33 protein-coding genes, 1 pseudogene and 1 other annotated feature are annotated in these 25,081 nt (G+C 29.8%); of the genes and pseudogenes, 6 read left to right on the top strand and 28 right to left on the bottom strand.

Annotated elements, in window-relative coordinates; genetic code table 11:
• Nucleotides 1-479: 479 nt before the first annotated feature.
• From ACREV6_RS06005 to ACREV6_RS06075, 15 genes are all read right to left on the bottom strand, one after another.
• The gene (locus ACREV6_RS06005; protein ID WP_431577103.1) at nt 480-1,154 is read right to left on the bottom strand and encodes an HAD-IA family hydrolase; all 675 of its coding nucleotides are present in this window, start codon (nt 1,152-1,154) and stop codon (nt 480-482) included.
• A gap of 307 nt (nt 1,155-1,461) precedes the next feature.
• On the bottom strand, nt 1,462-2,142 hold the full coding sequence (locus ACREV6_RS06010; protein ID WP_431577104.1) for an HAD family hydrolase: 681 nt from the start codon (nt 2,140-2,142) through the stop codon (nt 1,462-1,464).
• Nucleotides 2,143-2,407: 265 nt separating this feature from the next.
• Entirely contained in the window at nt 2,408-3,325 is a 918-nt protein-coding gene (locus ACREV6_RS06015; protein WP_431577105.1) for an aminoglycoside phosphotransferase family protein, read from the bottom strand.
• 5 nt (nt 3,326-3,330) lie between these two features.
• On the bottom strand, nt 3,331-3,555 hold the full coding sequence (locus ACREV6_RS06020) for a hypothetical protein (RefSeq protein WP_431577106.1): 225 nt from the start codon (nt 3,553-3,555) through the stop codon (nt 3,331-3,333).
• 199 nt (nt 3,556-3,754) lie between these two features.
• A complete protein-coding gene (locus tag ACREV6_RS06025; protein WP_431577107.1) occupies nt 3,755-3,907 on the bottom strand; it encodes a GNAT family N-acetyltransferase in 153 nt (50 codons plus the stop codon).
• Nucleotides 3,908-3,922: 15 nt separating this feature from the next.
• On the bottom strand, nt 3,923-4,345 hold the full coding sequence (locus tag ACREV6_RS06030) for a GNAT family N-acetyltransferase (protein ID WP_431577288.1): 423 nt from the start codon (nt 4,343-4,345) through the stop codon (nt 3,923-3,925).
• 640 nt (nt 4,346-4,985) lie between these two features.
• Nucleotides 4,986-5,528 (bottom strand): P-loop nucleotide/nucleoside kinase family protein, encoded by a 543-nt coding sequence (locus ACREV6_RS06035; RefSeq protein ID WP_431577108.1) that lies wholly within the window; start codon nt 5,526-5,528, stop codon nt 4,986-4,988.
• A 210-nt stretch (nt 5,529-5,738) separates the two neighbouring features.
• Entirely contained in the window at nt 5,739-6,278 is a 540-nt protein-coding gene (locus tag ACREV6_RS06040; protein ID WP_431577109.1) for an HD domain-containing protein, read from the bottom strand.
• A 212-nt stretch (nt 6,279-6,490) separates the two neighbouring features.
• Complete coding sequence (locus tag ACREV6_RS06045) at nt 6,491-7,282, bottom strand: class I SAM-dependent methyltransferase (protein WP_431577110.1); 792 nt, start codon at nt 7,280-7,282, stop codon at nt 6,491-6,493.
• A 30-nt stretch (nt 7,283-7,312) separates the two neighbouring features.
• The gene (locus ACREV6_RS06050; RefSeq protein WP_431577111.1) at nt 7,313-7,480 is read right to left on the bottom strand and encodes a hypothetical protein; all 168 of its coding nucleotides are present in this window, start codon (nt 7,478-7,480) and stop codon (nt 7,313-7,315) included.
• 295 nt (nt 7,481-7,775) lie between these two features.
• Nucleotides 7,776-8,261, bottom strand: a complete 486-nt coding sequence (locus tag ACREV6_RS06055; protein WP_431577112.1) for a nucleoside deaminase — start codon at nt 8,259-8,261, stop codon at nt 7,776-7,778.
• A gap of 31 nt (nt 8,262-8,292) precedes the next feature.
• Nucleotides 8,293-8,601, bottom strand: coding sequence for a hypothetical protein (locus ACREV6_RS06060; RefSeq protein ID WP_431577113.1), 309 nt, complete (start codon nt 8,599-8,601; stop codon nt 8,293-8,295).
• 14 nt (nt 8,602-8,615) lie between these two features.
• Nucleotides 8,616-8,891, bottom strand: coding sequence for a GTPase RsgA (rsgA, locus tag ACREV6_RS06065; protein WP_431577289.1), 276 nt, complete (start codon nt 8,889-8,891; stop codon nt 8,616-8,618).
• Nucleotides 8,892-8,903: 12 nt separating this feature from the next.
• Entirely contained in the window at nt 8,904-9,050 is a 147-nt protein-coding gene (locus ACREV6_RS06070; RefSeq protein WP_431577114.1) for a hypothetical protein, read from the bottom strand.
• 223 nt (nt 9,051-9,273) lie between these two features.
• The gene (locus ACREV6_RS06075) at nt 9,274-9,978 is read right to left on the bottom strand and encodes a carboxypeptidase-like regulatory domain-containing protein (protein WP_431577115.1); all 705 of its coding nucleotides are present in this window, start codon (nt 9,976-9,978) and stop codon (nt 9,274-9,276) included.
• A 437-nt stretch (nt 9,979-10,415) separates the two neighbouring features.
• Between ACREV6_RS06075 and ACREV6_RS06080 the strand changes: the two genes are divergently transcribed.
• On the top strand, nt 10,416-10,721 hold the full coding sequence (locus tag ACREV6_RS06080; RefSeq protein ID WP_431577116.1) for a hypothetical protein: 306 nt from the start codon (nt 10,416-10,418) through the stop codon (nt 10,719-10,721).
• A gap of 24 nt (nt 10,722-10,745) precedes the next feature.
• Here ACREV6_RS06080 and ACREV6_RS06085 read toward each other — a convergent pair whose 3' ends face one another.
• Complete coding sequence (locus tag ACREV6_RS06085; protein WP_431577117.1) at nt 10,746-11,807, bottom strand: leucine-rich repeat domain-containing protein; 1,062 nt, start codon at nt 11,805-11,807, stop codon at nt 10,746-10,748.
• A gap of 315 nt (nt 11,808-12,122) precedes the next feature.
• On the opposite strand from ACREV6_RS06085, the gene ACREV6_RS06090 reads away from it, so the two are divergent.
• On the top strand, nt 12,123-12,266 hold the full coding sequence (locus tag ACREV6_RS06090; protein WP_431577118.1) for a hypothetical protein: 144 nt from the start codon (nt 12,123-12,125) through the stop codon (nt 12,264-12,266).
• Between the two features lie 19 nt (nt 12,267-12,285).
• Here the strand turns inward: ACREV6_RS06090 and ACREV6_RS06095 are convergent.
• The 7 genes and pseudogenes from ACREV6_RS06095 to ACREV6_RS06125 all read right to left on the bottom strand — a co-directional run.
• A pseudogene (locus tag ACREV6_RS06095) lies at nt 12,286-12,474 on the bottom strand (Tn3 family transposase); the annotation flags it as partial.
• Nucleotides 12,456-12,605, bottom strand: a complete 150-nt coding sequence (locus ACREV6_RS06100) for a recombinase family protein (protein WP_431577119.1) — start codon at nt 12,603-12,605, stop codon at nt 12,456-12,458. The gene ACREV6_RS06100 and the pseudogene ACREV6_RS06095, both read right to left, overlap by 19 nt.
• 237 nt (nt 12,606-12,842) lie before the next feature.
• Entirely contained in the window at nt 12,843-13,685 is an 843-nt protein-coding gene (locus ACREV6_RS06105) for a GNAT family N-acetyltransferase (protein ID WP_431577120.1), read from the bottom strand.
• An 888-nt stretch (nt 13,686-14,573) separates the two neighbouring features.
• A complete protein-coding gene (locus tag ACREV6_RS06110) occupies nt 14,574-15,434 on the bottom strand; it encodes an alpha/beta hydrolase (RefSeq protein ID WP_431577121.1) in 861 nt (286 codons plus the stop codon).
• 312 nt (nt 15,435-15,746) lie between these two features.
• A complete protein-coding gene (locus ACREV6_RS06115) occupies nt 15,747-15,908 on the bottom strand; it encodes a hypothetical protein (protein ID WP_431577122.1) in 162 nt (53 codons plus the stop codon).
• 6 nt (nt 15,909-15,914) lie between these two features.
• Nucleotides 15,915-16,571: a hypothetical protein gene (locus tag ACREV6_RS06120; RefSeq protein ID WP_431577123.1), complete on the bottom strand. Its 657-nt coding sequence runs from the start codon at nt 16,569-16,571 to the stop codon at nt 15,915-15,917.
• Entirely contained in the window at nt 16,540-16,716 is a 177-nt protein-coding gene (locus ACREV6_RS06125; protein ID WP_431577124.1) for a hypothetical protein, read from the bottom strand. Before ACREV6_RS06125 ends, ACREV6_RS06120 begins: the two co-directional genes overlap by 32 nt.
• 302 nt (nt 16,717-17,018) lie before the next feature.
• Between ACREV6_RS06125 and ACREV6_RS06130 the strand changes: the two genes are divergently transcribed.
• Nucleotides 17,019-17,627, top strand: coding sequence for a class I SAM-dependent methyltransferase (locus tag ACREV6_RS06130; RefSeq protein WP_431577125.1), 609 nt, complete (start codon nt 17,019-17,021; stop codon nt 17,625-17,627).
• A gap of 232 nt (nt 17,628-17,859) precedes the next feature.
• Here the strand turns inward: ACREV6_RS06130 and ACREV6_RS06135 are convergent, their stop codons facing one another.
• From ACREV6_RS06135 to ACREV6_RS06155, 5 genes are all read right to left on the bottom strand, one after another.
• A complete protein-coding gene (locus ACREV6_RS06135) occupies nt 17,860-18,279 on the bottom strand; it encodes a hypothetical protein (protein ID WP_431577126.1) in 420 nt (139 codons plus the stop codon).
• A gap of 32 nt (nt 18,280-18,311) precedes the next feature.
• Nucleotides 18,312-19,124 (bottom strand): GNAT family N-acetyltransferase, encoded by an 813-nt coding sequence (locus tag ACREV6_RS06140; protein ID WP_431577127.1) that lies wholly within the window; start codon nt 19,122-19,124, stop codon nt 18,312-18,314.
• A 198-nt stretch (nt 19,125-19,322) separates the two neighbouring features.
• Nucleotides 19,323-20,087, bottom strand: coding sequence for a class I SAM-dependent methyltransferase (locus tag ACREV6_RS06145; protein ID WP_431577128.1), 765 nt, complete (start codon nt 20,085-20,087; stop codon nt 19,323-19,325).
• Between the two features lie 130 nt (nt 20,088-20,217).
• Nucleotides 20,218-20,473 (bottom strand) — a binding site (T-box leader).
• Between the two features lie 202 nt (nt 20,474-20,675).
• Nucleotides 20,676-21,569: a hypothetical protein gene (locus ACREV6_RS06150; RefSeq protein ID WP_431577129.1), complete on the bottom strand. Its 894-nt coding sequence runs from the start codon at nt 21,567-21,569 to the stop codon at nt 20,676-20,678.
• Nucleotides 21,570-22,096: 527 nt separating this feature from the next.
• Nucleotides 22,097-22,963 carry a LysR substrate-binding domain-containing protein gene (locus ACREV6_RS06155; protein ID WP_431577130.1) on the bottom strand — a complete coding sequence of 289 codons (867 nt, stop codon included), beginning with the start codon at nt 22,961-22,963 and terminating at the stop codon, nt 22,097-22,099.
• Between the two features lie 176 nt (nt 22,964-23,139).
• On the opposite strand from ACREV6_RS06155, the gene ispG reads away from it, so the two are divergent.
• The 3 genes from ispG to ACREV6_RS06170 all read left to right on the top strand — a co-directional run bounded on the left by ispG (nt 23,140) and on the right by ACREV6_RS06170 (nt 24,773).
• Nucleotides 23,140-24,189, top strand: a complete 1,050-nt coding sequence (gene ispG, locus ACREV6_RS06160; RefSeq protein WP_431577131.1) for a flavodoxin-dependent (E)-4-hydroxy-3-methylbut-2-enyl-diphosphate synthase — start codon at nt 23,140-23,142, stop codon at nt 24,187-24,189.
• A gap of 230 nt (nt 24,190-24,419) precedes the next feature.
• Nucleotides 24,420-24,545, top strand: a complete 126-nt coding sequence (locus tag ACREV6_RS06165; protein WP_431577132.1) for a hypothetical protein — start codon at nt 24,420-24,422, stop codon at nt 24,543-24,545.
• An 84-nt stretch (nt 24,546-24,629) separates the two neighbouring features.
• A complete protein-coding gene (locus tag ACREV6_RS06170; RefSeq protein WP_431577299.1) occupies nt 24,630-24,773 on the top strand; it encodes a hypothetical protein in 144 nt (47 codons plus the stop codon).
• Nucleotides 24,774-25,081 lie beyond the last annotated feature (308 nt).

The raw sequence follows: 25,081 nt of genomic DNA on the forward strand, positions 1-25,081 counted from the left end.
CGCTTCGTATTGCTGTTACCAGCTTCAACGCAACACTCGATATGAGTGGTTGGTTAGACCTTCCTCAATAGGGACTTTCACCCTACAAGTAGATGCCAAGCTTTCTTGGCGCACTATAAATAATCTTTATTCCATCATAATATACAACTGAGTCTTAATAAAACCATGTCAAGTAACTTATGAGTAATCATTTTTTTTATTCTGAATTACGTATGACGTCGCTAACTCCTTACGTTCTTGAATCCTAGCGCGACCGCACTTGGCGGAAGAGTGTGTTTTGGCGGTTTTCTGAATAACATTTAAAAACTAAATTTGCTGAATATGAAGGAATGAATTGAAAAGAGGACAAAGCCCATTTATCAGCATAAGTTTTAATATCTCTTAAAACTTTTTCATAAAAACCTTTACCAAAACGGTCAATTATATTTTCATTGAACCGATAGTATTTATTATCTACCTTCCATAATGGGAGTCTTTTGTTAAGCGACGTTAAATTCATTGCTCAGTATATCCAGCAATGCTTTCAATGTGTCCTTCTTTCTATCAAGATAAAAGCCTTTCATCCCTAAGCTTTCGGCTGCCTCTACATTTTCAATTTTATCATCAATGAATATACATTCTTCAAATTTACAGCCTAATTTTCTTACACCAGATACATAAATGGCTTTATCGGGCTTATCTACTCCTTCATATGCTGATATGATTATATTCTTAAAATATTTTCGGATTTTTAAAGTATCAAATGACCAGTCTAAACTCGGCAACGCATTGGAAATAATACCCAGTTCATAATTTTCTTTTAGAGTTTCCAATATATCTATAACCTCTGGATAAAGAGCATATTCATTAGTATCAAATGTTAGCATAAATAGTTTATCTCCTAAATAATCACTATGCTCATCTACTGATTTTGCTATAGCTTTATAATGACCTAATAACCAGTCCTTTTCTTCTTTCCAGTTATAAATCCATGTTTGATTACTAAAATACTTGTCATCAAACGCGAGTCCTACTTTAAGAGCTCTATTTATGGTTTCAATCTCATACCCCATTGATAATAACAAATTTTTAGCTATATCGTTTCTCTTACGTTTAATATATAAAAGTACTCCCCCAGCATCAAAAATAACTGTTGATATTTTTTTTATACTCATTTTATACCCCCACGAATTACTATTTTTATATACATTTTATATTTATATCTATAACCAAATGTTGCTTAACATTTTCCATTCAAGACGTTACTGAACCTTAGCCAGACATGGCTTGGTGAAGGAATGTGCTTTGGCTGTCTTTTCAATCCAAAGCGAACTTGAATGCATTGTTATATGAAGTCCAATCAACTCTCACACTATTTTTATAAATAACTCTTGTTCTCCAAACTTATATGTTTATATTAATAATATTAAGTAATTTATAACTTTTGAGCCTTCGTTGCTATCCAAGTGTCAATATATGTATCTAATTAGAAAGATATCTATCAAACTCCTTGGTAAACGTTGTTTTGCCCGAAGTGTCTACTCCATTTATTCCTACAACAAGAGGCATGTTCTTTTGTTTTCTATCAAGAATTTGCATAGCTATATCTTGATAGAATCCATTGATTTTTTTTATAATATTATAAATATCGACAGGCTTATCAGCTATGAAATCTACATTTTTATAGGCATTTCCCCCATAACCATAGGAAACACCAATAGATAAGCAACTTGTATCATCCGCACTTTTAAAATCTATAGCCGTATCCCCAACAACAATAGCACTACAACATGCACTTTCATCTAATATCTGCTTAATAAGCTGACCTTTTGTTAGCCCTTCTCTCCTAGACTTTATAATTGTAAAATAATTACTTATTCCAAAAGTCTTAAGTATATTATTTACATAGTGATTACTACCATTAGTACAAATACATAATATATAACCCTCTTTTTTTAGGTTATCCAACATATTCTTAACATCTTCATATAGCTGCGCTGATACATTAATGAGCTTATCCTCGATTGTTCTAAGTTCTTTTCTTATGAACTGTATTTCTTCCTCACTTGAGATACAAACTTGGTAAATCGCATCTATAAAAACTGTATCCGTTTTGAATAAGGTTCCATCTAAATCAAAAATAATGGTTTTATATGTATGCATATTATCCTCCCTACATCACGCACTTAAATGGATTTGACATAAAGCTTCGTGTTCAAGACCCGAGAAGCCTAGAGCGACCGCAGGTGTGATTTGCAGTCTTTTCATGCAAATCACACCTGAACATTTTGTTATATGTAGTTTTTGCAGTTACACTTTAAGAAAAGCCTATTCTAAATAACTTTAAGTAGTTTAGTACTTTAAGAAAATTAGAAACTAACTTGACCTCCTATTATACTGTGTATTTTCAAAAAGTATAAATAAGCAATCAAGTATTCATAATTGCATCTGCGAAAGCAACAGTTTTTATAAATTTCTCAAATTCCTCAGGCGTTGAACCGTCTTCTATGCACCAACACACTCCCATTGCAGTTTCCACATAAAGACATTGCTTTAATATGTACTTTGGAATATTAAGTTTTTTTTCTAAGATACATATTATATCGTTTATTTTCTTATATAATTCTGTAGTTATTTCGTCACCAAATTCATTTAATATAAAACGTGGAACATCAAATACAGGGTCGCCTATCACCCCTTTAGGATCAATTATTTTATACTCTCCATCATAGCCAAGTAAAATATTATCATGATGAAAGTCTCCATGAAGTAACATCTTTTGTGAATATACATTAGAAACCGATAAGCATATATCTCTTGCTTTTTTCATATATAAATATAATTCTTTACAATCTTGTCTCTTACTCATGTATTCTGTTATCCTACATACCCACTCTATGTAAGTTGGATATATATCTGCTTTAATGGGCGTTATATGTAAGCCTTTATATAGGGATGAAAATACGGATAGTCTCTTATCAAGCGAATTTTCATCCCTTAAAGTATTCCCTGGCTGCACACATTCTTCAAGTATGACGCCGCTTTCAATATCAGCATCAAAAATTCTACAAAATCTTCTGCCATTATATTCCTTCAAAGTGTTGAATTCTGTAATAACCTCTCTGAAAGAAGGATTACCTATTTTAAGCACTACGCTTCCCAGGTTTTCTGAATAGCATTTAAAAACTAAATTTGCTGAATATGAAGGAATAAATTGAAAAGAGGACAAAGCCCATTTATCAGCATATGTTTTAATATCTCTTAAAACTTTTTCATAAAAATCTTTACCAAAACGGTCAATTATATTTTCAATTTTATTTTGATTGAACTGATAGTACTTATCCATATTTATCATCCACCTTCCACAGTGTTCAAATAATCCATACTTAACACTTTATCACAATTGAGTATCACAAAATAATCAAAAAACTCCTCAACCATCTGTTCTACATCAAATCCTGCTTTTGCCAACGTATTTATATAAGATGAAACCTTTCTATTACACAATGTAATATCACAATCATCCAATAGATAGGTAACCCAATTTTCATCATGCCTTGGCGCTGGTTTAATCACTAACCTATATATAGATTATAAGTCATAAATTTACACATTGCTATATAAAAATAGTCCACCAGCCAATGCGGACGTCAACATTTTGTTATAGGTCGTTTTTGCCACTACACTTTGAGCAACCCTTACTCCGATTACCTTTGAATATAATTCATACTACATAATAATTACGGTAAATATAAGAAAGATACAAAACAAATTCTTAGTTTGTAATTTCAATTTTTAAGTTTTGAACTTGTGTTAAGTTAATCCAATTTTCTCTTAAAATTGCATAATGAACAACATCATAGAAAGTATCTTTTACATTTACCTCCTGTAACCCTGTTCCTTCATATTTCATTCCACACTTCTGCATAACACGCCCAGACGCTTAATTTCCTACATAATGTGTAGCTTCAATCCGATTCAATTCTAATTTTGAAAATGAAAGATCTAATATTAAACTTAATGCCTCTGACATGTAATTATTGTTCCAACACTTTCTATTCAATACATACCCAAAACTTGCTTTATTATGTTCAATGCATAGGTTTAAATCAATACATCCAATACATTTATGTTCTGATATTAATTCAATTGCAAAAACTCCTATTTTATCTATATAATATTTTTTTACTACTTCCTCAGCTTTAGATTTATCCTTATATGATGGCCATGTTAAATATTTTGTTACAATATCATCACTGGTATATAAGAGTACATCATCTACATCCTCGATAGAAAATGGTCTTAAAATTAATCTATTTGATTCTAAGATAGAGTTTTCTTTTATAATTTTATTGTAATCAATCATGTTCTTCACTTTCCTTCCTTTATATAAATAATTAGATCAGGTTAAATTAAATAAATTAGGTACACTCATTTTTTCATTTCAAATTACGTATAACGTTTCTAGCTCCTTTTTCATTAAACTAATACCCTTAAGTTAATTCTTTATTTAAATATCTTTTAATTAAATCATCTTTATCCCTCAGTAATGTATTTAAAAATGTTAGATGTACTCCTGCATACATCTCCATATCATAATCAAGTTGTTTTTTTTGTATAAGTTTTCCACCCTTATTTAAGAATTCTTGTAAACATAACCTTTTTAAACATATATCTTTAATCTCATCTTCTTTTTAAAAAATGAGTACTGCATATACTATTTTATTAAAACATTTATATTAAGTCGTGATATGACTTATCTTTTATATTTGAATAGCTAAAAATCACTAACTGCGTAAGAAAGTTTCAGATAGACCTGAAATGTCACATCACGTTATATAATTATAGTTATTGTTAAAATTACATTCTGCATTTGAGTTCCACTATTGCTTTGAATTTATAAACCTAATCAAAGATTTAATAACAAACGAATATTCCTCAGTATTTAATCTTCACATTTTTATTTTATATAACTAGCTGTTTTAACAAGTATATAGTCCTATGATTTAGATAAACAGATAATTGACAACTTTTTCAAGATAACTTTCTAGAGGCTGTGAGGTATCTACAGTCAAATATTTGATATTATTGGGTCGCTTCATGATATTAATTAGTTTTCTATAATCATCATTGTTTGTTATTTCGGAATCAACTTGAAATATTTGACTAATATGTCTCTCTCGATTTTTTAGCCGTTGATTAATTTCTTCTAAGTTAAGAATATATGCTTCAACGTATTTATAGTTTGCGTTATATTTACTGCATAATGAATTTCCTCTTTCCAATAATTCAGTATAGCCACAAGGTGTGTCAATAATGACATTGCGTTCTTGTGATAAATAGTAATCAGCAAGTGAAAACAAAATATCATACGATACTTTACCTGCTAATTTGAAGTCAATATCCCCTTTAAAAGATTCTAGTATTGACGATTTTACAATATCAAGATCTATAACAATTGCACCTGTATTTTTAGCTATTGCTTTTGCAATGGTTGATTTTCCAGAACCAGGCAAACCAGACATTTGAACAAGAAACAATCCATTCACCCTCTCATAATAATTTCAAATAAAAGTTCTCTCCCCTCCATATATTTTAAATTTTTAATTTCTTCTTGGTGTGCTTTGCAGTCTTCTCATGCAAAGCGAACTTGAACACATTGTTATATATAGTTTTAGCCACTATACTTTAAGATAATCCTATTTAGAAATCTCTGAATTCACTCCACACTATATGAAAGTTGCAAACTTATTTTAGCACTACATATTAACTGTAATATCATCCTCCAGTTGCTTCGTAAATGTTTCAACAAGTTTTTGCTTCTCATTCCAATAATATTTTGCTTTTTCAGTTACCATAGGATTAACTAAACGCTTATTATTTCCCATAACTATATGTTGATAAACATCATCATAACTCTGCGCTCCACTAATCCCTTTATCTAAAGAATACCATACCATTCTTAATGCTCCTTCTTCATCAAGTAAATCAGCTTCAATAAGAATTATTAATTCTATTGGTATATTCTTTTCCTTTAATAATTCCTTGGAAGAATGAAGAAATATTAAGTTTTTTACCTTTTTGATAAAAGTTAAATCCATTTTAGTTTTTATACCATATTGATAAAACAATTTTGCTCCTCGTTCAGCATGAAATTCTTTACCTTCAGCATATCCTATATCATGAAAAATCACTGCTATATATAAGGCATCTGTATCAACATCTTTCCGTCCTTCTGCTAGTCTTTTAGCCCAACCAAGTACACGTATAGTATGCTGATATTTAGACCTAAATGCCATTAGAGGATTAGGTGGTACATCTCCATGTACCGCAAAATAGTCTTTTACATACTTTTAATATTCTTCATACATTTCTTATATCTCCTTAAATTTATATCGTTTTAACCATAAGTACTACAAAAAATCTCTCTTTTAACTCCAGTTGATAAGGGTGTTATTTTTGATTGCTTAATCTTATATTTGCATCTCAATAGAAGCGAATTTAAAAACTTTCATCTTTCAATTTTCAGCTTTGAAGCAACCAATGTAAATTCACCTGGAATATTTTTATAGGAGTCAAATCTCGGTCCTTCAACAAGTGTATCAATAATAAACCCAGCTGAAGCAAAAGAACTAATAATTTCACCCATAGTCCAATATCTTAATAGGCACTTAGGGAACTCAATCTGTTCCTTCTCTGGAAAAAACTTTTCATGTGCTACCTCACCAATTTGTAATGTATTTTCAAAGTAATCACCTGTAAGTTCCAGGGCGTCGTCACTTACAACAAAAATATCACGAACTTTAAATATTTTTCTAATAGGATGAAAATCATTTAAAACCAATTTACCCCCTATTTTTAGTAAATCATATATTTTTTTTGAAAACTCATTTAAATCTGAAAAGTAATGTAGTATTCCGCCTTCCATGTAAACAATGTCGAAATTATTATACATTTCATCAATATTTAATTCTAAAAAGTCTGATACGATATATGTTAAATTTACACCTGCACTTTTAGCAACTTCTATTGCATATTTCCTATTATCTTCAGAAATATCTACAATAGTGACATCAGCACCAAGTATTGATAATGGAACTGCCTTTTTACCACAAGAACCAAGCAAATTAGCAATTCTCTTTCCTTTTACATCACCAAGATATTCAAGATGTCTTCGCAAGTGTTTTTCAGGTTGTTTTATCATATCTTTAGCAACATCACTGGGTAAGCCCAATTCATTCATCCAAAATTCATAGGCTTTATATGACCATGCTTTTTTATTTGTTTCACTTTGGTTGCTCATTAACTTTGTACCCCCTCTTTTCCTAATAATTCATAGAAAATTACGATTACGTTTCAATAAAATCAATCCAAAAACTTTTATGCAATCATTTGCATTCCATTTATGACCTTTTATACTTTTAACTTTAGCTATTCTTTCTTGTGAATAATCGAATGATACAACTAATTCATTTTCATGTTTTGATATATTTACTGTCATGACAATACCTTCTTTCTATAACGCAAGAACGTTTGTTCCTATATTAGTGATCGCCATACTATAAACATATTATACCATTACTTTAATTTTATGTGTATTGATTTATGTATTCTCATCCATTATTAATTTAATATGTAATTATTAGTAATATACTAGCTCATAATTATATGAAAAATACCGTCCACACAAGGTGAACGGTATTGATTTAATTTTGTTAAAGCTATTTTTTATAAATTAATACTATTATACTTATATACTTATATATTTATATAAAATATTTTAAATATATACTAATTTAATGTTTTTTAATTCGTTCTTCTTTTGATATAAATTTATAATTTTGAAAAACCTGAACACCTTCTTCTGGGATAAGTGGACCAACTACTTTTATTTTCTTTTTTCCTGTATTTAAAATATTATCACAGCAAGGTTTTGGACGTCCTCCACTTAACTTTTGGAGCATGCATTGAGACACACTATAAACAATTTTAGATATCCTCGCCCATTTTATTGCCCCAGCACACATAACGCATGGTTCTGTACTTGTATAAAGGGTATATCCTTCAAGTGAAAAATTATTAGATAATCTACAATATTCACTAATAACACTCAACTCCGCATGAGATGTTGGGTCACAATTGATAATGCTTTGATCATGAGCTTTATGCATGATTTCTCCATTACATACCAATACGGCACCAAATGGATCCTCGCCTTTTTTACGTGATTTTTGAGCCAACTCAATAGCAATGCGTAAAAAATCTTCATCTGTAAATGACATGTAAAACCACCTCCTTATAAAACCTTACTAATTAAATTGACTTTGTAAATATACATTTTTTATTATTTAATGAATTCTCTAAGTGAATTCTTAAGTCTACCATCCATGCAGGCTCATTATTCCATTTTTCTTTTATAGAGAGAAGCAAACGTACATAACTAGATAAATTATCATATCTTCTGAAGATCGGTAATAATTTAAGCATATCGTTGGAAACAGTATACTCGCAGCGGTAGCCTTTAATAAATTGATTTATTGCAGGTTCTACTTGTTCTCCTTGCATATCCTCAGTGATATTGTCTATTGATATTTGAATATCCAGTGCATACCAATGATCCATTGCATCATCAAAATCTATAGTGTGTGCCTACCTTTTCCATTAGAGCTACTTATAGTATTTGTTTTTAGTATTTCACCACCCAAAAGATAATTAATGACAGTAGACTTGCCTACTCCAGAGGAACCAAGAAATACTATTGTCTCATTACAACATAAAAATTTATCAAAGATACCCATATTGATATTATCTAATACACTTATGGAGTAAACAGCTATACCCTTAGCAATGATATCTGTTTTTTCTATATAATCAGATACATTATTACAAAGGTCACATTTATTTAAGAGTATAACAGGTGTTGCTCAACTACTACGAACTAAGGTAATATATCTTTCAATACGTCCTATATTAAAATTATCATCTAGACCACTTACAATAAATGCAGTATCTATATTTGAACCTATAATTTGTTCTTCTATATTTCCTCCAACCAGTATACCGTTTTTCATTTTTCTTCCGCCTGATATAGCAAGTTTACGAGCAAAGCAACTTTTCTATTCCCATAAATTATTTATGCAAAGCAGAATACGTAGAACTTTTTCCATTAAAGACGTTCTTAAGCCGTGCTAGGCGAAAGAATGTGCTTTGGCTCCTCCATTGGATTGACCCTAACTTACCAAAGTGAACTTTAATGGGGTGTTCTACTCCGCTTACACTTTTATTCGAAATTATTTACATTGGCTTTTCCTCTTTCCAAAATACACTTCCCTCTCCTTTTTCCCCAGTTTTTCTATCAGCCAAAGTAATATGAATTTTTTTATATTCATATTTTTTATTTCTATAATTTTCAGGCAAACCAATTTGAATTAAATATGAATACATATATTGATTTTTACCACAATCAGCCTTTCCACAGTATTCTAAAATCTTATTAACTTCAAACACTTCAACTTTTTCTCCCTCTATCTGCACTTCAATATCTTTCTTTGATAGCTCTGGACATATATCAAATATTTTAATAAATTTTTTATCAGTTTTTGTTTTAGAATCCCAATACTCTAATTCTTCAAGTTCTTTTCCTTTTTTTAAGCTCATCGGCCTAAAATATAAAGAAATAGATGGATACGCACCTTGAACGCGGAATGCATTTAAAGCATATACCTCTAATCCATCGATTCGCGCATCTAATTTCATATCATTAAAAATAGGTACATTCCAAGCCCAATATTCAAGATAGTTTATTTTATAATCTTTACAAGCATAAAATGTATAATATAATCCTTTCTCTATTTCCAATTCGTATTTACCATTATCATCCGTATATGCAATATAAAGATCTTCAAATTTATTGCTTATTAGTCTTACAATTGCTCCAGGAAGTGGTGTATTATCAAAGGCGGTTACCTTTCCATAAATTTTTACATGCTTATTATCCATAATAAACCTTCCTCTCTATATTATAAATTACTCCCGATATCTCACTCATTCTTAGAATTTCATCATTTCAAAAAGAAACCTTCTTGGTATATTAGCTTTTACAAATTTCATCTACGTTTCCCTTAATAACATTCCTTTAAATCATTATCAGTACTATCATTATATATCTCCTTCCAATTTTTAAAGTCATTCCTGAATTTTTCTGTAATGGAGAAACTGCCAACCTATATATACATTATAAGTCATAATTTTACATATTGCTATAAAAAATAGTTACCGACCAAGGCAGACGGCAACATTTTGTTATTTTGAAATATTTTCCATTAAATATGCAAAATATAAAAAAACACTTTATTTTTCAATAAAATACATGATATGATATGGTCAATGAAAACATATTTTTATCTGTTAATTATGCTTTTTATGACTTACGATTCATGATAGTAAGAAATTTCAAAGGATTTTATTTCTATAAAGCTGATGCAATCGCATATGATCTCATATCGGTGGTATCAATAGATAGATTATTGTTCATGCGGGTATGTGCAATGGATGTGCAAAAATATAAAGATGACTTAATGCTGATAAAAGAATATTACTACTCTCATTTTACAAACAAAGAATTTCACAGCGAAGCAGAAATACATGCTCCCTCCTATGAAAAAAATAATGGTATGAGGATTCATAAGATTCTGATACCAAGTATGAAGAATTGCCATAAGCCCAATTTCAGCATCCAATAATAATCTTTAGAAAAAATAATGTTTTTAGTTTCTAAAGTCAATATTTTTTCTGTTTTTTAAAGGAGATAAGTCCTTTATGTCATTTCCTTTAACACGCAAATCTATTAGTCCATCAAGGTTTTTTATAAAATTTATATCAGTTAATTTATTATCAGGCAAATCAATAAAGTAAATTACATTATTCTTTTTAGGTGCTAATATAGTAGAGATTTCATTGTTTTTAGCCTGTAAGGTGTTTAAATTAGCATAATTAGATAAATCTATTTTTTTAATTTTATTATTGTCAAGTTGAAGATATCTTATTGTATTAACAGGAACATTAAAGTCTTGAAGATTACAGTCAACTAAACAAAGAAAATCAAGCTTTTCTAATTTTGACAATGGAGACAAATTATTTTTAGATAAATCTATTGTATCAAACGCTAATAAGCGTAATGATTTCAATTCACTTATTTTTTCAATAGATATATTTTTACATTTAATAAAAGATAGAGATTGAAGATTATTAAGATTCTTTAAATCTTCGTAATTGGCATTATTCAAGTTAAAATTATTAAGGGTTAGATATTTTAAATTTTTCATTTTAGGTAAAAAATTTGTATTGATAGAGCCTGTAGAATTTTTTTTAGTTAAAAAAAGCACACGTAATTTTGTTAGTTCTTTCAACTTTGTCAAATCTACTTTATCAAAAGAAGGTGTTATTAATTGCAAGTCATCTGCGTTTTTACATAGTAATATTTTATCAAAATCTTCAAACCAATTTTCATTTGTTGTTTCAACTCTGAAGCTTTCTCCTAAACGTTTCGTAATACTTAGCAAGTCTTTGAATGTCAATTTATAATTGTTATCAGTTATATTCAAAGCTTGTTTAATACTTTGTTCAATTTCTTTATCTTTAAATTTAATAATACTATCTTCTGTATAAAAAACTTTTTCTTCTGTTTTTGAATCATTTTTAGTATTTTTATTGGCATCATGTATTGTTGTAACAGCTTCATTTTTTATGTTTTGAACATTGTTGTTAGCATTTTTACATCCTATAAAAAGCAAAATAAAGGCAATAATAGGTATTAGAAATTTTTTCATAAGATCACTCCTTTAAATTAAATATATTCTTAGCCTATTATAGCAAAAAAAGGAATACAAGGGAATATCTTGTCTTCCTTTTCTATTTTATTAATGATTCCATCCACCAATTAAAGGTAATTTTGTAGCTTCAGAGCCTACAGTATCAATACCTACATTTACAAAGCCATGGCTACCACCTATTTTAATCCATTGACCATCTCTTTGTCTTTCAACTGATTGTTTCCGTCTTACATTTAATAAAAAGGCTTTTATTCCTTAAATGTAAATCTAGGATGATAAAAATTTTATAAAAAAGAAAAAACATCTTCCTTTATGAAAGTGGATATTCTAAAAATAAAACTTGAAGCTACAGCTGTACAAACTCCAAAAGAAGGAAAGCAAATTGCAGCACTAAAAGAGTTTGAAAAGGAAAAGGCATTGCTAGATCAAGAGAAATTATTTAATAAAGTGTCGTAATGCACTATTATAAATATTTACCTTTTGCAAGTTTATTTAGTACGCCATAATCAGCAGTAGTATCGAGTCTCCAAAATGTGGTCTTTCCTATATCCGCAATACGTGGACTAAATTGATACGCAAGTAATCCAAATAGCCCAAATACAATATCACTATATCCGGCAGTAGCTGTCATTATTTCTTTAGGTTTTAATGTTGTTTGCTGCTCACTGAACGGTCCTTTTTTATACCAGACACCTTTTCTTCATAAATTCTGTCGCAACTAATCTGTTTTAGTATATCTAGTTGCCTATCTAAGTTTTGTTCTACAGTACTTACCCTAGCATAACCTATTTTCATGCTATCACCTCACTTAAATAGTACCAAAAACGTTAGATGATAGTCAATTTTGAAACTTTGTTTTTGGTAATAGTTTTGGCGCTAAAAAGTATAAAAATAAGAACTAAAAAAGTATCTAACTCTTTTAGTTCCAAAAACGACCGTTTATGATACTGTTATAAAAAATAAGACAAGAGCATTTCTGCTCTTGTTGCTAAACAATATATGAATATTTCCATATAAAAAAGTTTAAATATATTATTTTATAATTAGTCTTCTACAATCTTGTGCTTGTACAACTTTAAAACCAGTTTTTTTATATAACTCTAGTGCCGTTTCATTATTTGCCAATGCAGTTAGGTTTACCTCCACTCCATTTTGTTCTAAACCTTTATTTACTGCAAATTCTAATATCCTTTTACCATAGCCTTTTCCTTGGTACTTAATATTTACGAATAATAATTCTACCTCAGCATCTTTAACCATTGATGCTCCTAACATTTCATCATTTTCAAAAAATAAATGGATGTATTCTTTGTTTTTCAATGTTCTCATTCTGTTATTTTCTAAGGCCTCTTTACTGTAACTTAGATAGCAATTAAAGGGCTTAATATCATTTTGCTCTCTTAATACTGCAAAGGCTTCACTCTCAAGCCTAAACTTATCCTCGTGATATTTATCTTCATATTTTACTGGAGAAATATTTGGTTCCTCAAATTTAGCTCCTTTATAAGAAAAGCGATATACAGAAAACCAATATTCAAATCCAATTGTATTAAATAACTGCAGCCATTTTAGATTATCCTTTACGTGAAAGGTTTCGATAAGACTTATCGACTTTTTAATAAAAATCTTTTTTGCTTCTTCCCAAAGTTTTAAGCCGACAGTAAGTATTTGGTCATCACTTGCTGTACCCATTTCAATAGAGCAAGAACTCCCACTTATCATTAAATGAATAAATCCTTGAATGCCTTTATCATCATATACCAAAATTTTAGATGCCTTCTTTAAAGTTTCAATTTCTTCTGGCATTGCCTTGTATTCTAGTGTATATATCCTAACAATTTCATCAATATCAGCTTGTTTATAATCTCTAATCATATTAATTCTCCTTTATTTTCTATTATTGAAAAAATACTTCACTATTACAGATCTTTATAATATAATCCCCACCATTAAGCCTGATTTAAATATTTATTTTGCGCAAAATAAAAGCCGCAAGAAAGTACAACTCCCCTACAGATAAAAATCTTCCTTTTTAATTCTATTACAATTATAAACTAAAGGATGAAATTTCTACTCTATAAGTTGATTTACTTATATTTGCCAATGCTAAAAAGAGGTACACAAAATAACCCTAATAAATCAGGCTAATTAAACTCCTTAAAGGTTAATTTTCTTAATGAAAATTAATAGCAAATAATTGTTTTCATCTTATAGAATTCTCCTTTCATATTAATTTCATATTAATTTCATAGTAATTGTTAATATGTTTACAAAATACATTATATTACTAGATTATCATAAATTAAACAAAAATATTGTATAAATATATATTGTCTTTGAGGAACAACACGCAGCTAGTTTACTACAGATAATATTTAGATTCTATTGGATTGGATTTCACGCAATAATTTCAAGTTAAATATACTATCATGCACCATAAATTATCATTTATTAGAGCGGATGAACTATAAGATATTTATCCATTTTATGTCTTAGCGTGGGTTTTGTCGGATTAACTATACTAGAAAAAGAGATAGAACTCATAGTAAACTATGATAATTTCTGTTGTTTGAACTAACCATTCCGAGTTTGGGAAATGCTCAATGCAGCATTTTAGGAATCTTTGCCTATTCCCTTGTTTTGAAATTTCGGTAAAACATAAATTATAGATCTGAACATTTTATCGCTCAACACCTCACAGCCCCAATCAAGCGTTCATTTTCCCATGCTGAGATTACAAGAATGGAATTAATAAACGGAATATTATAATCCTTGAAGCCAATTTTCACAAAGTTTTGGCCAGATTGCTACCGTAGGTTCATCCTCACCTAATCCTAAACCATGGGGACCTTTGGAGAATATATGTAAATCAAATGGTAGATTTAGCTCATTTAGAGCTTGAGCAAAAAGTAAGTTTTGGCGCTGAAAATTCCAGTGATCAGTGGCTGTAATCCATAGAAAAGTCGGTGGTGTTTTAGCTGTAACATGTTTATGATTTGAAGTAAAGTCTATAAATTCATCCACTGTAATATCTTTTGTTAATAGAGAATCTGGCGGTAATTTTTCCTTAGAAAAGGGGGATGTCTCAGCATAACATAAAATAATCGCATTAAGTTTAGAACTCGTTTGATCAATTGGATCGTTAAAATCTTGTTCTCCCAAAAGCATCGACATAATTTGCGCATCTCGACTATCCGGTTCTATAATTCCATTATCAAAACGAGTTCCTACAAAAGCGGTGAGATAACCGCCAGCTGAAAATCCTATCATGCCGATCCGTTCCGGATCTATATTAAATTCTAGGGCATGATACCGAATATACCTAACCGCTCGTACTGCATCTTTGGTTGACGTAAATGGAGTAAAAGGAGCAACCCTATAATTTAAAACAAAAGCATTTATTCCTATTTGATTTAGCCATTTTGCAATTGGTTCTCCTTCAATAGACGCTCTAAATTGAAATGATCCGCCCGGGCAAACAATAATTGCAGGGCGGGGTTTCTCCCCTTTTAATAAATAAGGAGTCAGGGTAGGTAACCCTTCGTTATTCAAGTCCCCAATAGTAGAAATTAAGTCGGCATCAGGAACATTTTTTTCCCAAAGTTTTATATCTTTTAATCTCATCGATATTATCCTCCCATTTTAATCTGCGGCTCGGATGACCGCGGCTTTTCGCGATATATTATATAACGGTTTGCATATCTCCACAACATTATCTCTAATTGATGGTAATTAATTTATTTACTATTCCAACCTTTTAAGTAACCTATTTTACCACAGGTATCACTTCCCATATTTTTGATAATAAAATTATACCACCTAGTAGATGCAATCATATACCTCAAAAATGATTAAGAAATAAGAATGAGCCAAGATTAAAAGAGAATGTGACATTTTGGAATTTCTCCACAGTACAAAAATAATGATTACAAAATATTATCTACAGCTTGAATTGAGTAAAATAGCAGAAAATTTGCCAGTAGTAGACGGTGTATTGCTACGTTTGGCAGCGTCCACTATATGCAACAGGAACGGCATAACTACAAAGGTATCAGGGTATCCCATATCCGCTTGTAATAAATTCCTTTTTGGGTACATTGCAATCTATTTCATATATTCTTCTGCCTCAAAACCATCAACGGGAAAATCTTTTTTTACCATAGAATAGTAATAAAATTCTCCTACTGTACAATCTAAACATATAAATATCTCTCTGGGATTTAAACTGCTATCTTCCCATAAATCATCATGAAATACATATCCTACTTTAAGGTTTTTTAAATCTAGTGCAATAAAATCTCCGTTTAGTCCTGAACCTATTATTAGCAAACTTGATTCAAGACATCTTCTATTTTCTTCATAAGTATTATTATCAAAAATATCATTTACTCTATAAAAATACACATGGTTAAATCTAATATTTTTATTGAATGAAAAGGAAATTAAAAAATCCGCAACTTCATTCGGTATCTTATAATCGTTTAGAAATTTTGTTGTCTGTTCATGCAGTCCTTCTTTGTAAACTTGTTGATTTTCCTTGAGGCGATAAACTAAAAATTCATATTGATCTACTAAGAGAGTTTTTTGTCCATTGACGTCTTCTTTATACATGTAGCGCTTTATACTGTCAGGTATAAATTGATTTGGTAAATCGTCAGATGGATATTTCCCAAGGGATTTATTTTTAATAAAAGCCACCTTCAAAAAATTCACAGCGTCAATTAATGGATCATGAGTTAAAGGAGCTACAAAATCCACCATTAAAAGGCGTGTCAATTGCAATACTATCATCAGTAAATATTTTAAGCACTTGACCAGCCTTTTTTATATTTTGACTAGTTTCTGTGTAACACTCATATATTTGCTCTTTGGCTTTGTATTTAGATTCATCTATGTAGTGCCTCATGTTATAAATAAGTGTGTTGATAAGAATATCATGCATATTTTGATAGCGATGGAGGAAATGTTTTTTCAATACATACTGCAAGTCTTCCTCTACTTCAAAAAGGTCAATCAGTAAGAAATGAATTACTTTTCATATTTGGAATTAATGTAGGACTTCGAATTAGTGACATATTGAAAACACTAATATCCCTTCTATACATATATTATACCATAAAATTCCACAAATTATAAGACTTATAATTAATGTATTATTACTGTATCATTATAAATATGAATTAAATTTAATTATTAGGGGGTAATTTCATGAACATTTTGTACAGACAAACTCAACTTTACAAATTTTTAAACCATTGCCAGGATACTTCCTTAGAAAAAACGGTATTAGATTGTGGAGCAGGAGGAAACTGCCCACCCCTAGGACTTTTTCATGAATTTGGATATAAGACATATGGAATAGAACTAGATGATACCGAAGTCCAAAAATCCAAAGAATTTGAACTGCTTCACGGAATGATACTAAATATCGCCAAAGGTGATATGAGACACCTACCCTTCGAAGATAATTCAATTTCCTTTGTATATTCCTATAATTCAATCTTTCATATGAAAAAACAAGATATAGCCCTTGCCGTCAATGAAATTAAAAGAGTACTTAAACCTAATGGCTTATGCTTCATTAATTTTCTTTCACTGAATAACTTTGGATTTGAAAAGGGTGAAAAAGCTGGTGAAAATGAATTCCTTGAAGATGAAGATGGTGAAAAAGTCCTTCATTCATATCTTGATATAAATGAAAGTGACCAATATTTTAGTGATATGAATATACTATTGAAAGAGAATAGAACCTTGGAAAGAATATATGAAGGCAAAATGATAACTCAAGGATATATTGATTATATAGTAAAAAAATAAAAAAGTTTATATCACATTAAAAACAAAACTATTGTTTAGGATATTTAGAAATCTTATGAGTAGCTATTCGGATGGTCATCAAGATAAAGAATATTGGAGAGAAAAGGGTTGGTTACAAGGAAAAAGACCTTGGTAAGATTAGGATCAAAATCTTGTTTGCAGGTAAGTCTCTTTATTCTTATATTGTTTATCAACTTTAAAAGGCAGAAATGCCTTTTTTCTATATAATCTACTAATATACTTTTTTGGCAGGATAGGCAAAAACACCCACATTGTAAAGAGGAGTGGTGGGTTCTATTAATATTAATATGTCATTCAAACTAACTGCACGTATACCAAGGTTTTTCAAGTCTATTCTCTCTTCAGTAATTCTCTTTAAAAATGTAGTAATATCTCTGGAATCCATATGCTCTCCATTTTCTTTCCTTTCCAATAAATCAAGCCATGCCATCACTTTAAAAAGCAGAATATATTCAATAGAAAGTACTAAGTATCCATCTACTATAGTTTTTCCTTGAATATAGGAATCATTTAATAAAATAGCTGATAAGCTTGCAACACTCTCACTTAAATGTATTGGTGTCATCCCTGTCTCAAACTCAAACTTTAAATCCTTAGATTTTCTACTAAATAATTCTATCATACTTGGCATAGAATATTTAAAAAGTTTTTCAGTTAATTGGCTTATTCCACCTTTTCGGGGGAATGGGCAAAAAAAACCGAGCTCCATTGTCCAATTTCTTTAAACCCTAGTTTTCCATAAACACTTCCCGCCTTTGGGTTGTCGTAGAAAAGGCATAACCCTTTTCCTTCCTTTAATAATTCCTCACATAACTTCTGTACACAAGCACCTGCAAGCCCTCTTTTTCTGTATTCTGGATGAGTCATAACGCTTACAACCATTGCTGACATGCTGTTTTCCGCAGTGGTTGAAGCACATGACACAATCTTGCCCTCAAGTCTTGTAACAAGGTACCTACCCATTTCACCTTTTAGCAATTCTCTTGTGTTTTCAATTGTTGTTTCAAAGTCCTTGAATTCTGCTATTTGCTCTCTAAGTGAGTATATTTCCTCTGCGTCCTCAACTGAGGGCTCTTCTACTCTATAATGTGAATCTAATTTTAGTAATTCTTCTTTTGAACTTAACTTTGAAAAATATTGCTCCCTTATCTTTTTATACTCTAATTTTTCTAGTAACGGAGTTAAGATTTCCCTTTTGCCAGACAAATCAAATTTATCATCATAACTCGTTATTATATCTGAAAATCCAGTTGCATTGTATTCAATTGATGGTGCATAAAAAACAAAGTGAGTTTTATATCTTAATAGAACAGCTCTATAGCTCATATCTCTATCAAGCTGTGCCCATACCTCTTGAAAGTTTTTATCAAAACCAAATAGTTCAACATCACCAATTATAAAAAGGTTTATTTCAGCCTCTTTTTTTAGAAATTCAAATAATGATGCTCTAAGTCCTTCGTTTAGTTTAATTATCATTGTGATCCCCTCCATATATCCATATATATATAGTGTACTTGCTTGTAAACTGATTGATTTTACTTGTTTTATACATAGACTACATATGATCTATGTAGTCTATAATTAAATCATCATCTGCGCTGCTGCAATATTATAATTAGTATACAATTTACGAATATTGAGCATTAATTAAATTATACTTTACGCTTATAATAGTTATTTTTCTGCAATAAAAACTATGTGATTACTGTATCCTAGCATTTCTTCCTTTTCACATGTATATAAATGAAAACGAAGCCATTCTTTAAACTGCTTGTCATCAAATGCATTTATTTTGTCACGTAATAATTCAGATAAACCATCCACTGCAATATGCTTCACTTCTTTCAAATTTGATAATTCCATTAGATGTCTCATATGTTCAACAGTCATAAAACAAAATGGTTCATCAGTTAGTTTAAAGGTCTCGTGGTCATAATTAGGTCCACCTAAATAATTCTCATTTTTTAACATGGATTCAGTTATAAAAACCATATCATTAGATAAATACGCATAAAATATTTTACCGTTTTTTGTGCAAACTCTTTTTGCTTCTTCTATACATTTTAGTTTGTCATTATCATCAGCTAAATGATAAAGAGGCCCTAAGCATAAGATAATGTCAAAACTCTCATCAGCTAAATTTGCCATATTTAAGGCATTTCCTTGTTGAACATTAATCTTCATTTTCCCCTCAATAACTTTAGATTTTATAATATCAACATTTCCTTTTATAAGATCTATAGCTGTTACATCATATCCTTTCTCGGCATAATAGATACTATATGCACCTGTACCAGCACCTATATCAAGAATTTTCATACCTTCCTTCAAATACCTCTCAATAAATGTTGTGGTAGTTAAAAACTCTATGCTATAAGCCTTACTTTTATTTAACCGTTTATCTTCTTCAAAAGAATCATATAACTTGTCTAAATCCATATTTATTCCCCCTATTTCCATTAAAGTGTTTAATAAGTTATCACTTCTTAAATTTAACAACTTCAGAAGAATGGCCTTTTCTTCCAATCTACGTTAAATTCCTATTAAATAAAAAAAGCCCCTCGTCCATAAATAGGACGAAAGACTACACTTCCGCGGTACCACCTAAATTAGCATATATGCTCACTTAATATTTCTCAGTACGGAATAGATTCTTCGATACTGGTCACTTTTAACGGCGTGAACCCGTCCTCACCTACTAACCTTAAGGTTTTCAGCTGGATACTCAGAGATGTTCTTCAGTAAAGGCTTTGTTACCAATCTCACACTATCATCGGCTCGCTGAAACTATTTCCTAGACTTACTCTTCTCATCATGGTATTTAAGTATTAAATTATTTACTATGATAATATAATCGTTTGCATATGTCAACATATTTTGAAAATATTGTTATACCATACTTTTGTATCCGCTTTTTCTAAATTTTGAAGTGCCTTTTCTATAAGGGACATTCAAAAAAATAATAAAGTTATTTAGCACCTAAGAACCCCATGCCTTAAGGCATGGGGTTCTAGATATTACCATCCTCTATTTTTTTTCATTAACAATATTCTCAGTTTCATTTTTACTTTTATCCATTTGCATAATCATATTTTTAAAGTTCTCCGCTACTTCCTCTTTTTCTATTAATAATTTATTAATCTTATCATTAAAATTTTCTTGTAATTCTTGTATTTTTAATTGTTGTTCCTCCTTTAATTTAAAAATTTCTTTTTCCATTTGGAAGCTTGCTCTATCCCTCTGCATTTCAATATCTTGATTAGCTTTAATTTCAAGTTCGCCTATTTTACTTTTGTTTATTTGTTTTAACTCATCTATCTGTTTTACTAATCTATCTTCTTCATCATTTTTATTAGATAATTCGTTCTTCAATTGCATATTCTCATTTGTTGATTTATCCTGCTCTGTTTTAAGTTTTACAATTTCATCTCTGTATTTAATATATTTTTCATTGGTTTCAGTTAGCTTTAATATTTTTTCCTCCTGCATATTATTAAGGGTTTTTAAACTCTTAATACTTTCTTGTAGATCTTTACTTATATGCTTTGCATCTGATAAGTCTTTTTCCAGAGTGTTTATTTTTTTATTCTCTTCTTTTAACAATGCAATCTCTTTTTTTAGTTTTTGAACCTCATCATCCTTATCTACTAGCTCATTTCTATGAATATTTTTTACTTCTAAGGCTTTAATATTATTTCTTTCTACTATATTTATATATATATCCGCCATTCTGCTGGTTATTGTTTGTAACTCCTTTATATCCTCAGACATATTACCGTCTTCTTCTCTTGCTCTATTTAATTCGTAGTATTTAACTACTTGCTCCATGAGTTCCTTATTGTTTATCCCTTCACTCTGAGCGAGTTCATTAAACTTTTGTTTTAATTCATCACTTATTCTTACGCTTAATATTGCATCCATTTCTTATTTCCTCTCTTAGTCCAGTATTTTCTATGATTAATAGAATAAACTTAATCTTTTTTGTAACTAAATTCCATTTATACTTAAATACATCTACCACTTGCTAAGATATTTAATAAACACTATAAATACTAGCCTATTTGGGTTCAATTATTTTTCAATGATATATTTATGTCAATAATTGAAATTTTCTTAGTATACTATAAACTTCACACATATGTTTACTCTTGTATACGTACGTGTACAATGCGTTTCTTTGCGTATACGTAATGTTTACTTTATAAGTATACCATAAAACTTTTAAAAATACATATAAAATCAATAAAAAAGCGTGATTTAAAGTAAAAATAAAACCATTCAATATAACTTTTATTATATTGAATGGTTTTTTTAGCATTTATGATCAAAATTTATAAGTAATAGTAATTAAATAATATATGAATCAATGAGGCCGCAACAAAAATAGGCATATTGGCTAAAAGAAAATTCACGCCCAAAAAGAGGAAGCGACTTATAATAGATCTTATTTAAAAGTTGATTATTCCTAACCAACTTTTTATTGCAATAGAATCTTTTTTGTTTTTATTAATTAACATATATATTTGCCTTTTGGGTAGTATGGAATCTTTTATTTTTACATCTATTAACTCTCCATATTCCAGCTCCTTATTAACAGCGGATTTAGTAACAAATGCATAAGCAAAACCTTCTTTAATAAAATCAATTACATAGGAAGGTTCATCAACTGAAAGTCTTAATAAAGGACTATCTCCCAACAATTTACTTAACCATTCAAAAAAATCTTCTCCTAAATCTGCATAAAGCAAAGGTAAATGCATTAAATCTGAGTAAGGAATTTCTCCTTCAAGTACTATTTTCTTTTTAGGACTTGTCACTAGGATTATTTCATCTTCTAAAAAATCAATAACTTCAAATCTACTCGATTTTAATTTTGTATAAACAAATCCAATATCTAATATACCATCACCTAATAGTCTTATAATTTCCTCTGAATGATTAACTTTAAGTTTTACCGCAATACCCGGAAAGCTTAAAAAATATTCTTTTATTATTGGCGATATAATACCCTTATATATAGAATCAACTAATCCAATTGCTAATCTATCTTCATATATTCCTACAGATCTAGCTTTTATTATTCCATCTTTTTTTAACATAATCATCCTTTTAGCATATGGTAGAAAAGCCTCACCTGACTTTGTGAGTCTTACATTTTTATTATTTCTTACAAATAATTCTTTCCCCACGTATTTTTCAAGTTCATTTATTCTATTTGAGATTGTTGATTGAACTAAATATTGTATTTCTGCAGTCTTGGTAAAGTTTCCATTTTCCGAAAGAAGCACAAAGGTTTCCAATGATTCAATATTCATAAAGTCCTCCATTTACTATCTATTGTTTCGATTGTTATTATTAATATAATTCGTTTTTAAAATCCAAAACCCTTTGTTATACTATATATAAGTTCAATACAACATAAAAAAAAGGATTTATTAAAAGTTTATTTTTAACTTTTAAACATATCCATATATTATAGGAGATGAAATTAATGAATAGGAAAATTACAAAAAAAATAAAGCTAGGAAACATGTATGTAGGTGGAGATTCAAGGATATCGGTGCAGTCTATGACTAATACAGATACTAGAGATGTAGGTGCTACTGTAAATCAAATTCTTAACTTAGAAAAAGCGGGTTGTAACATTATAAGGTGTGCGGTACCTGATATAGAATCGGCAGAGGCTTTGAAGGATATAATAAAACAAATTCATATACCTCTAGTAGCAGATGTACATTTTGATTATAAATTAGCTCTTAAATCTATAGAAAGTGGGGTAGCTGCCTTAAGGATAAACCCAGGTAATATTGGAAATATAGATAAAATAAAAATGGTAGCCGAAGCTGCGAAAAACAAAAATATACCTATTAGAATTGGAGTGAATTCGGGCTCTTTAGAAAAGGATATTTTAGAAAAGTATACAAAAGTTTGCCCAGAAGCCTTGGTCGAAAGTGCTCTAAGACATGTAAGAATATTAGAGAGTTTGAATTTTTATGATATAGGTATTTCTATAAAATCTTCTGATGTAATGCATATGATAGAAAGTTACAGGATGATTTCTGAAAAAGTAAATTACCCTCTTCATCTAGGCGTTACAGAAGCAGGAACTTTGTGGCATGGAACTATAAAATCTAGCATCGGCATAGGAACTCTTTTATCAGAAGGTATTGGTGATACTATAAGAGTTTCACTTACTGGGGATGTGTTGGATGAGGTTAAAGTAGGTCGTGAAATTCTTAAAGCTTTAGGTCATTTAGAAGAAGGCGTTAAGTTTGTATCCTGTCCTACATGTGGTAGAACAAAAATAGATCTTATAAAAATAGCTGAAGAGGTAGAAAAAAGATTAGCTAATTGCGAAAAAAATATTAAGGTAGCTATAATGGGGTGCGTCGTTAACGGACCAGGAGAAGCTAGAGAAGCGGATATTGGCATAGCAGGTGGAAATGGTGAGGGGTTAATATTTAAAAAGGGCGAAGTAATAAAAAAGGTTAAAGAAGAAAATTTAGTGGAAGAACTGATGAACGAAATTGAAAAACTATAAATATAAAATTATGTTCAATGATGGTTATTTATAGTTCACTTGGGATGTAAAGATGGATAAGCGTTTTAAAAAAATTATTTGAAAGTGAAATTGAAAATGGTATTATAAAAAATGGTAATCTTTTAACTGCCTATGACACGATAGATTTATATCCTGAATAGTGACATACAGTTATCGTGAATCCTCCTGTATAATAAAAGAAAAAACAGGAGGATTTTCTATGAAATTTCATGAGGAAATATGAACCTGATAATTTTATATTTACAAAAGTTAAGGATGAAAGCACAATTGAACTATATAAATGTTATTCAGACCCAATTACAATAGGCATAGGGAATGTAGCTAGATTTGTGTAAATAAATCTAGCTACATTCTTTTTTTGTATAAATAAATGGTAGTTGTGGTAATAATATCTAATAATTAAGTTAGGAGGAATGGTTATGAAAGAAATTGAAGCACCAGATTTTGATTTAAAGGCAGAGGTTAAAAAATGTAAGACTATGGAGGATGTAGTTGGTAAGAATGGTTTAATGCAAAGACTACTATTGGTCCAGCTCATTAGCACAACTAACAATTATGTTTGAAGATAGGATTGAAGCATAATTAAAAATTAAAAATTTATTTTTTTATATTTTAATGTATAATTTAAAACTTTTTACAAATAATATAATAATATCCACACTACCCCAGTATTAGTATTGCCCTAAAAATAAAAAATTAGTACAGGAGTAAATTCCCATACTAATTTCTAGTTAGATATATACTTCTAAAGTCATTTACACAAATCTATAAACATTCTCAAGGCATATCAACAATGACAAGTGGTGGTGAATGCTCAAAACTACTACTTGGTTATCCCTATAATTTTCTTAAAAACACAAGCTATTAAGCT

Origin of the sequence: Clostridium sp. (genome assembly GCF_050717515.1) — a bacterium.
In the GTDB taxonomy this organism is placed as follows: Bacteria; Bacillota; Clostridia; order Clostridiales; family Clostridiaceae; genus Clostridium_AD.

Bases quoted from the DNA above. Each gene is read 5' to 3' on its own strand.
- ACREV6_RS06125 (WP_431577124.1), bottom strand. From the start codon at position 16,716: ATGAGGCACTACATAGATGAATCTAAATACAAAGCCAAAGAGCAAATA.
- ACREV6_RS06015 (WP_431577105.1), bottom strand. From the start codon at position 3,325: ATGGATAAGTACTATCAGTTCAATCAAAATAAAATTGAAAATATAATT.
- ACREV6_RS06105 (WP_431577120.1), bottom strand. From the start codon at position 13,685: ATGATTAGAGATTATAAACAAGCTGATATTGATGAAATTGTTAGGATA.
- ACREV6_RS06070 (WP_431577114.1), bottom strand. From the start codon at position 9,050: ATGAAAAACGGTATACTGGTTGGAGGAAATATAGAAGAACAAATTATA.
- ACREV6_RS06145 (WP_431577128.1), bottom strand. From the start codon at position 20,087: ATGGATTTAGACAAGTTATATGATTCTTTTGAAGAAGATAAACGGTTA.
- ACREV6_RS06110 (WP_431577121.1), bottom strand. From the start codon at position 15,434: ATGAGATTAAAAGATATAAAACTTTGGGAAAAAAATGTTCCTGATGCC.
- ACREV6_RS06090 (WP_431577118.1), top strand. From the start codon at position 12,123: ATGAAAGTGGATATTCTAAAAATAAAACTTGAAGCTACAGCTGTACAA.
- ACREV6_RS06100 (WP_431577119.1), bottom strand. From the start codon at position 12,605: ATGAAAATAGGTTATGCTAGGGTAAGTACTGTAGAACAAAACTTAGAT.
- ACREV6_RS06075 (WP_431577115.1), bottom strand. From the start codon at position 9,978: ATGGATAATAAGCATGTAAAAATTTATGGAAAGGTAACCGCCTTTGAT.
- ACREV6_RS06140 (WP_431577127.1), bottom strand. From the start codon at position 19,124: ATGATAATTAAACTAAACGAAGGACTTAGAGCATCATTATTTGAATTT.
- ACREV6_RS06050 (WP_431577111.1), bottom strand. From the start codon at position 7,480: ATGACAGTAAATATATCAAAACATGAAAATGAATTAGTTGTATCATTC.
- ACREV6_RS06060 (WP_431577113.1), bottom strand. From the start codon at position 8,601: ATGGATCATTGGTATGCACTGGATATTCAAATATCAATAGACAATATC.
- ACREV6_RS06135 (WP_431577126.1), bottom strand. From the start codon at position 18,279: ATGCCAAGTATGATAGAATTATTTAGTAGAAAATCTAAGGATTTAAAG.
- ACREV6_RS06030 (WP_431577288.1), bottom strand. From the start codon at position 4,345: ATGATTGATTACAATAAAATTATAAAAGAAAACTCTATCTTAGAATCA.
- ACREV6_RS06150 (WP_431577129.1), bottom strand. From the start codon at position 21,569: ATGGATGCAATATTAAGCGTAAGAATAAGTGATGAATTAAAACAAAAG.
- ACREV6_RS06025 (WP_431577107.1), bottom strand. From the start codon at position 3,907: ATGCAGAAGTGTGGAATGAAATATGAAGGAACAGGGTTACAGGAGGTA.
- ACREV6_RS06115 (WP_431577122.1), bottom strand. From the start codon at position 15,908: ATGTACCCAAAAAGGAATTTATTACAAGCGGATATGGGATACCCTGAT.
- ACREV6_RS06055 (WP_431577112.1), bottom strand. From the start codon at position 8,261: ATGTCATTTACAGATGAAGATTTTTTACGCATTGCTATTGAGTTGGCT.
- ACREV6_RS06120 (WP_431577123.1), bottom strand. From the start codon at position 16,571: ATGGTGGATTTTGTAGCTCCTTTAACTCATGATCCATTAATTGACGCT.
- ACREV6_RS06085 (WP_431577117.1), bottom strand. From the start codon at position 11,807: ATGAAAAAATTTCTAATACCTATTATTGCCTTTATTTTGCTTTTTATA.
- ACREV6_RS06010 (WP_431577104.1), bottom strand. From the start codon at position 2,142: ATGCATACATATAAAACCATTATTTTTGATTTAGATGGAACCTTATTC.
- ACREV6_RS06080 (WP_431577116.1), top strand. From the start codon at position 10,416: ATGATAGTAAGAAATTTCAAAGGATTTTATTTCTATAAAGCTGATGCA.
- ACREV6_RS06155 (WP_431577130.1), bottom strand. From the start codon at position 22,963: ATGAATATTGAATCATTGGAAACCTTTGTGCTTCTTTCGGAAAATGGA.
- ACREV6_RS06045 (WP_431577110.1), bottom strand. From the start codon at position 7,282: ATGAGCAACCAAAGTGAAACAAATAAAAAAGCATGGTCATATAAAGCC.
- ACREV6_RS06130 (WP_431577125.1), top strand. From the start codon at position 17,019: ATGAACATTTTGTACAGACAAACTCAACTTTACAAATTTTTAAACCAT.
- ACREV6_RS06040 (WP_431577109.1), bottom strand. From the start codon at position 6,278: ATGGCATTTAGGTCTAAATATCAGCATACTATACGTGTACTTGGTTGG.
- ACREV6_RS06170 (WP_431577299.1), top strand. From the start codon at position 24,630: ATGAAAGAAATTGAAGCACCAGATTTTGATTTAAAGGCAGAGGTTAAA.
- ACREV6_RS06005 (WP_431577103.1), bottom strand. From the start codon at position 1,154: ATGAGTATAAAAAAAATATCAACAGTTATTTTTGATGCTGGGGGAGTA.
- ispG (WP_431577131.1), top strand. From the start codon at position 23,140: ATGAATAGGAAAATTACAAAAAAAATAAAGCTAGGAAACATGTATGTA.
- ACREV6_RS06165 (WP_431577132.1), top strand. From the start codon at position 24,420: ATGAGGAAATATGAACCTGATAATTTTATATTTACAAAAGTTAAGGAT.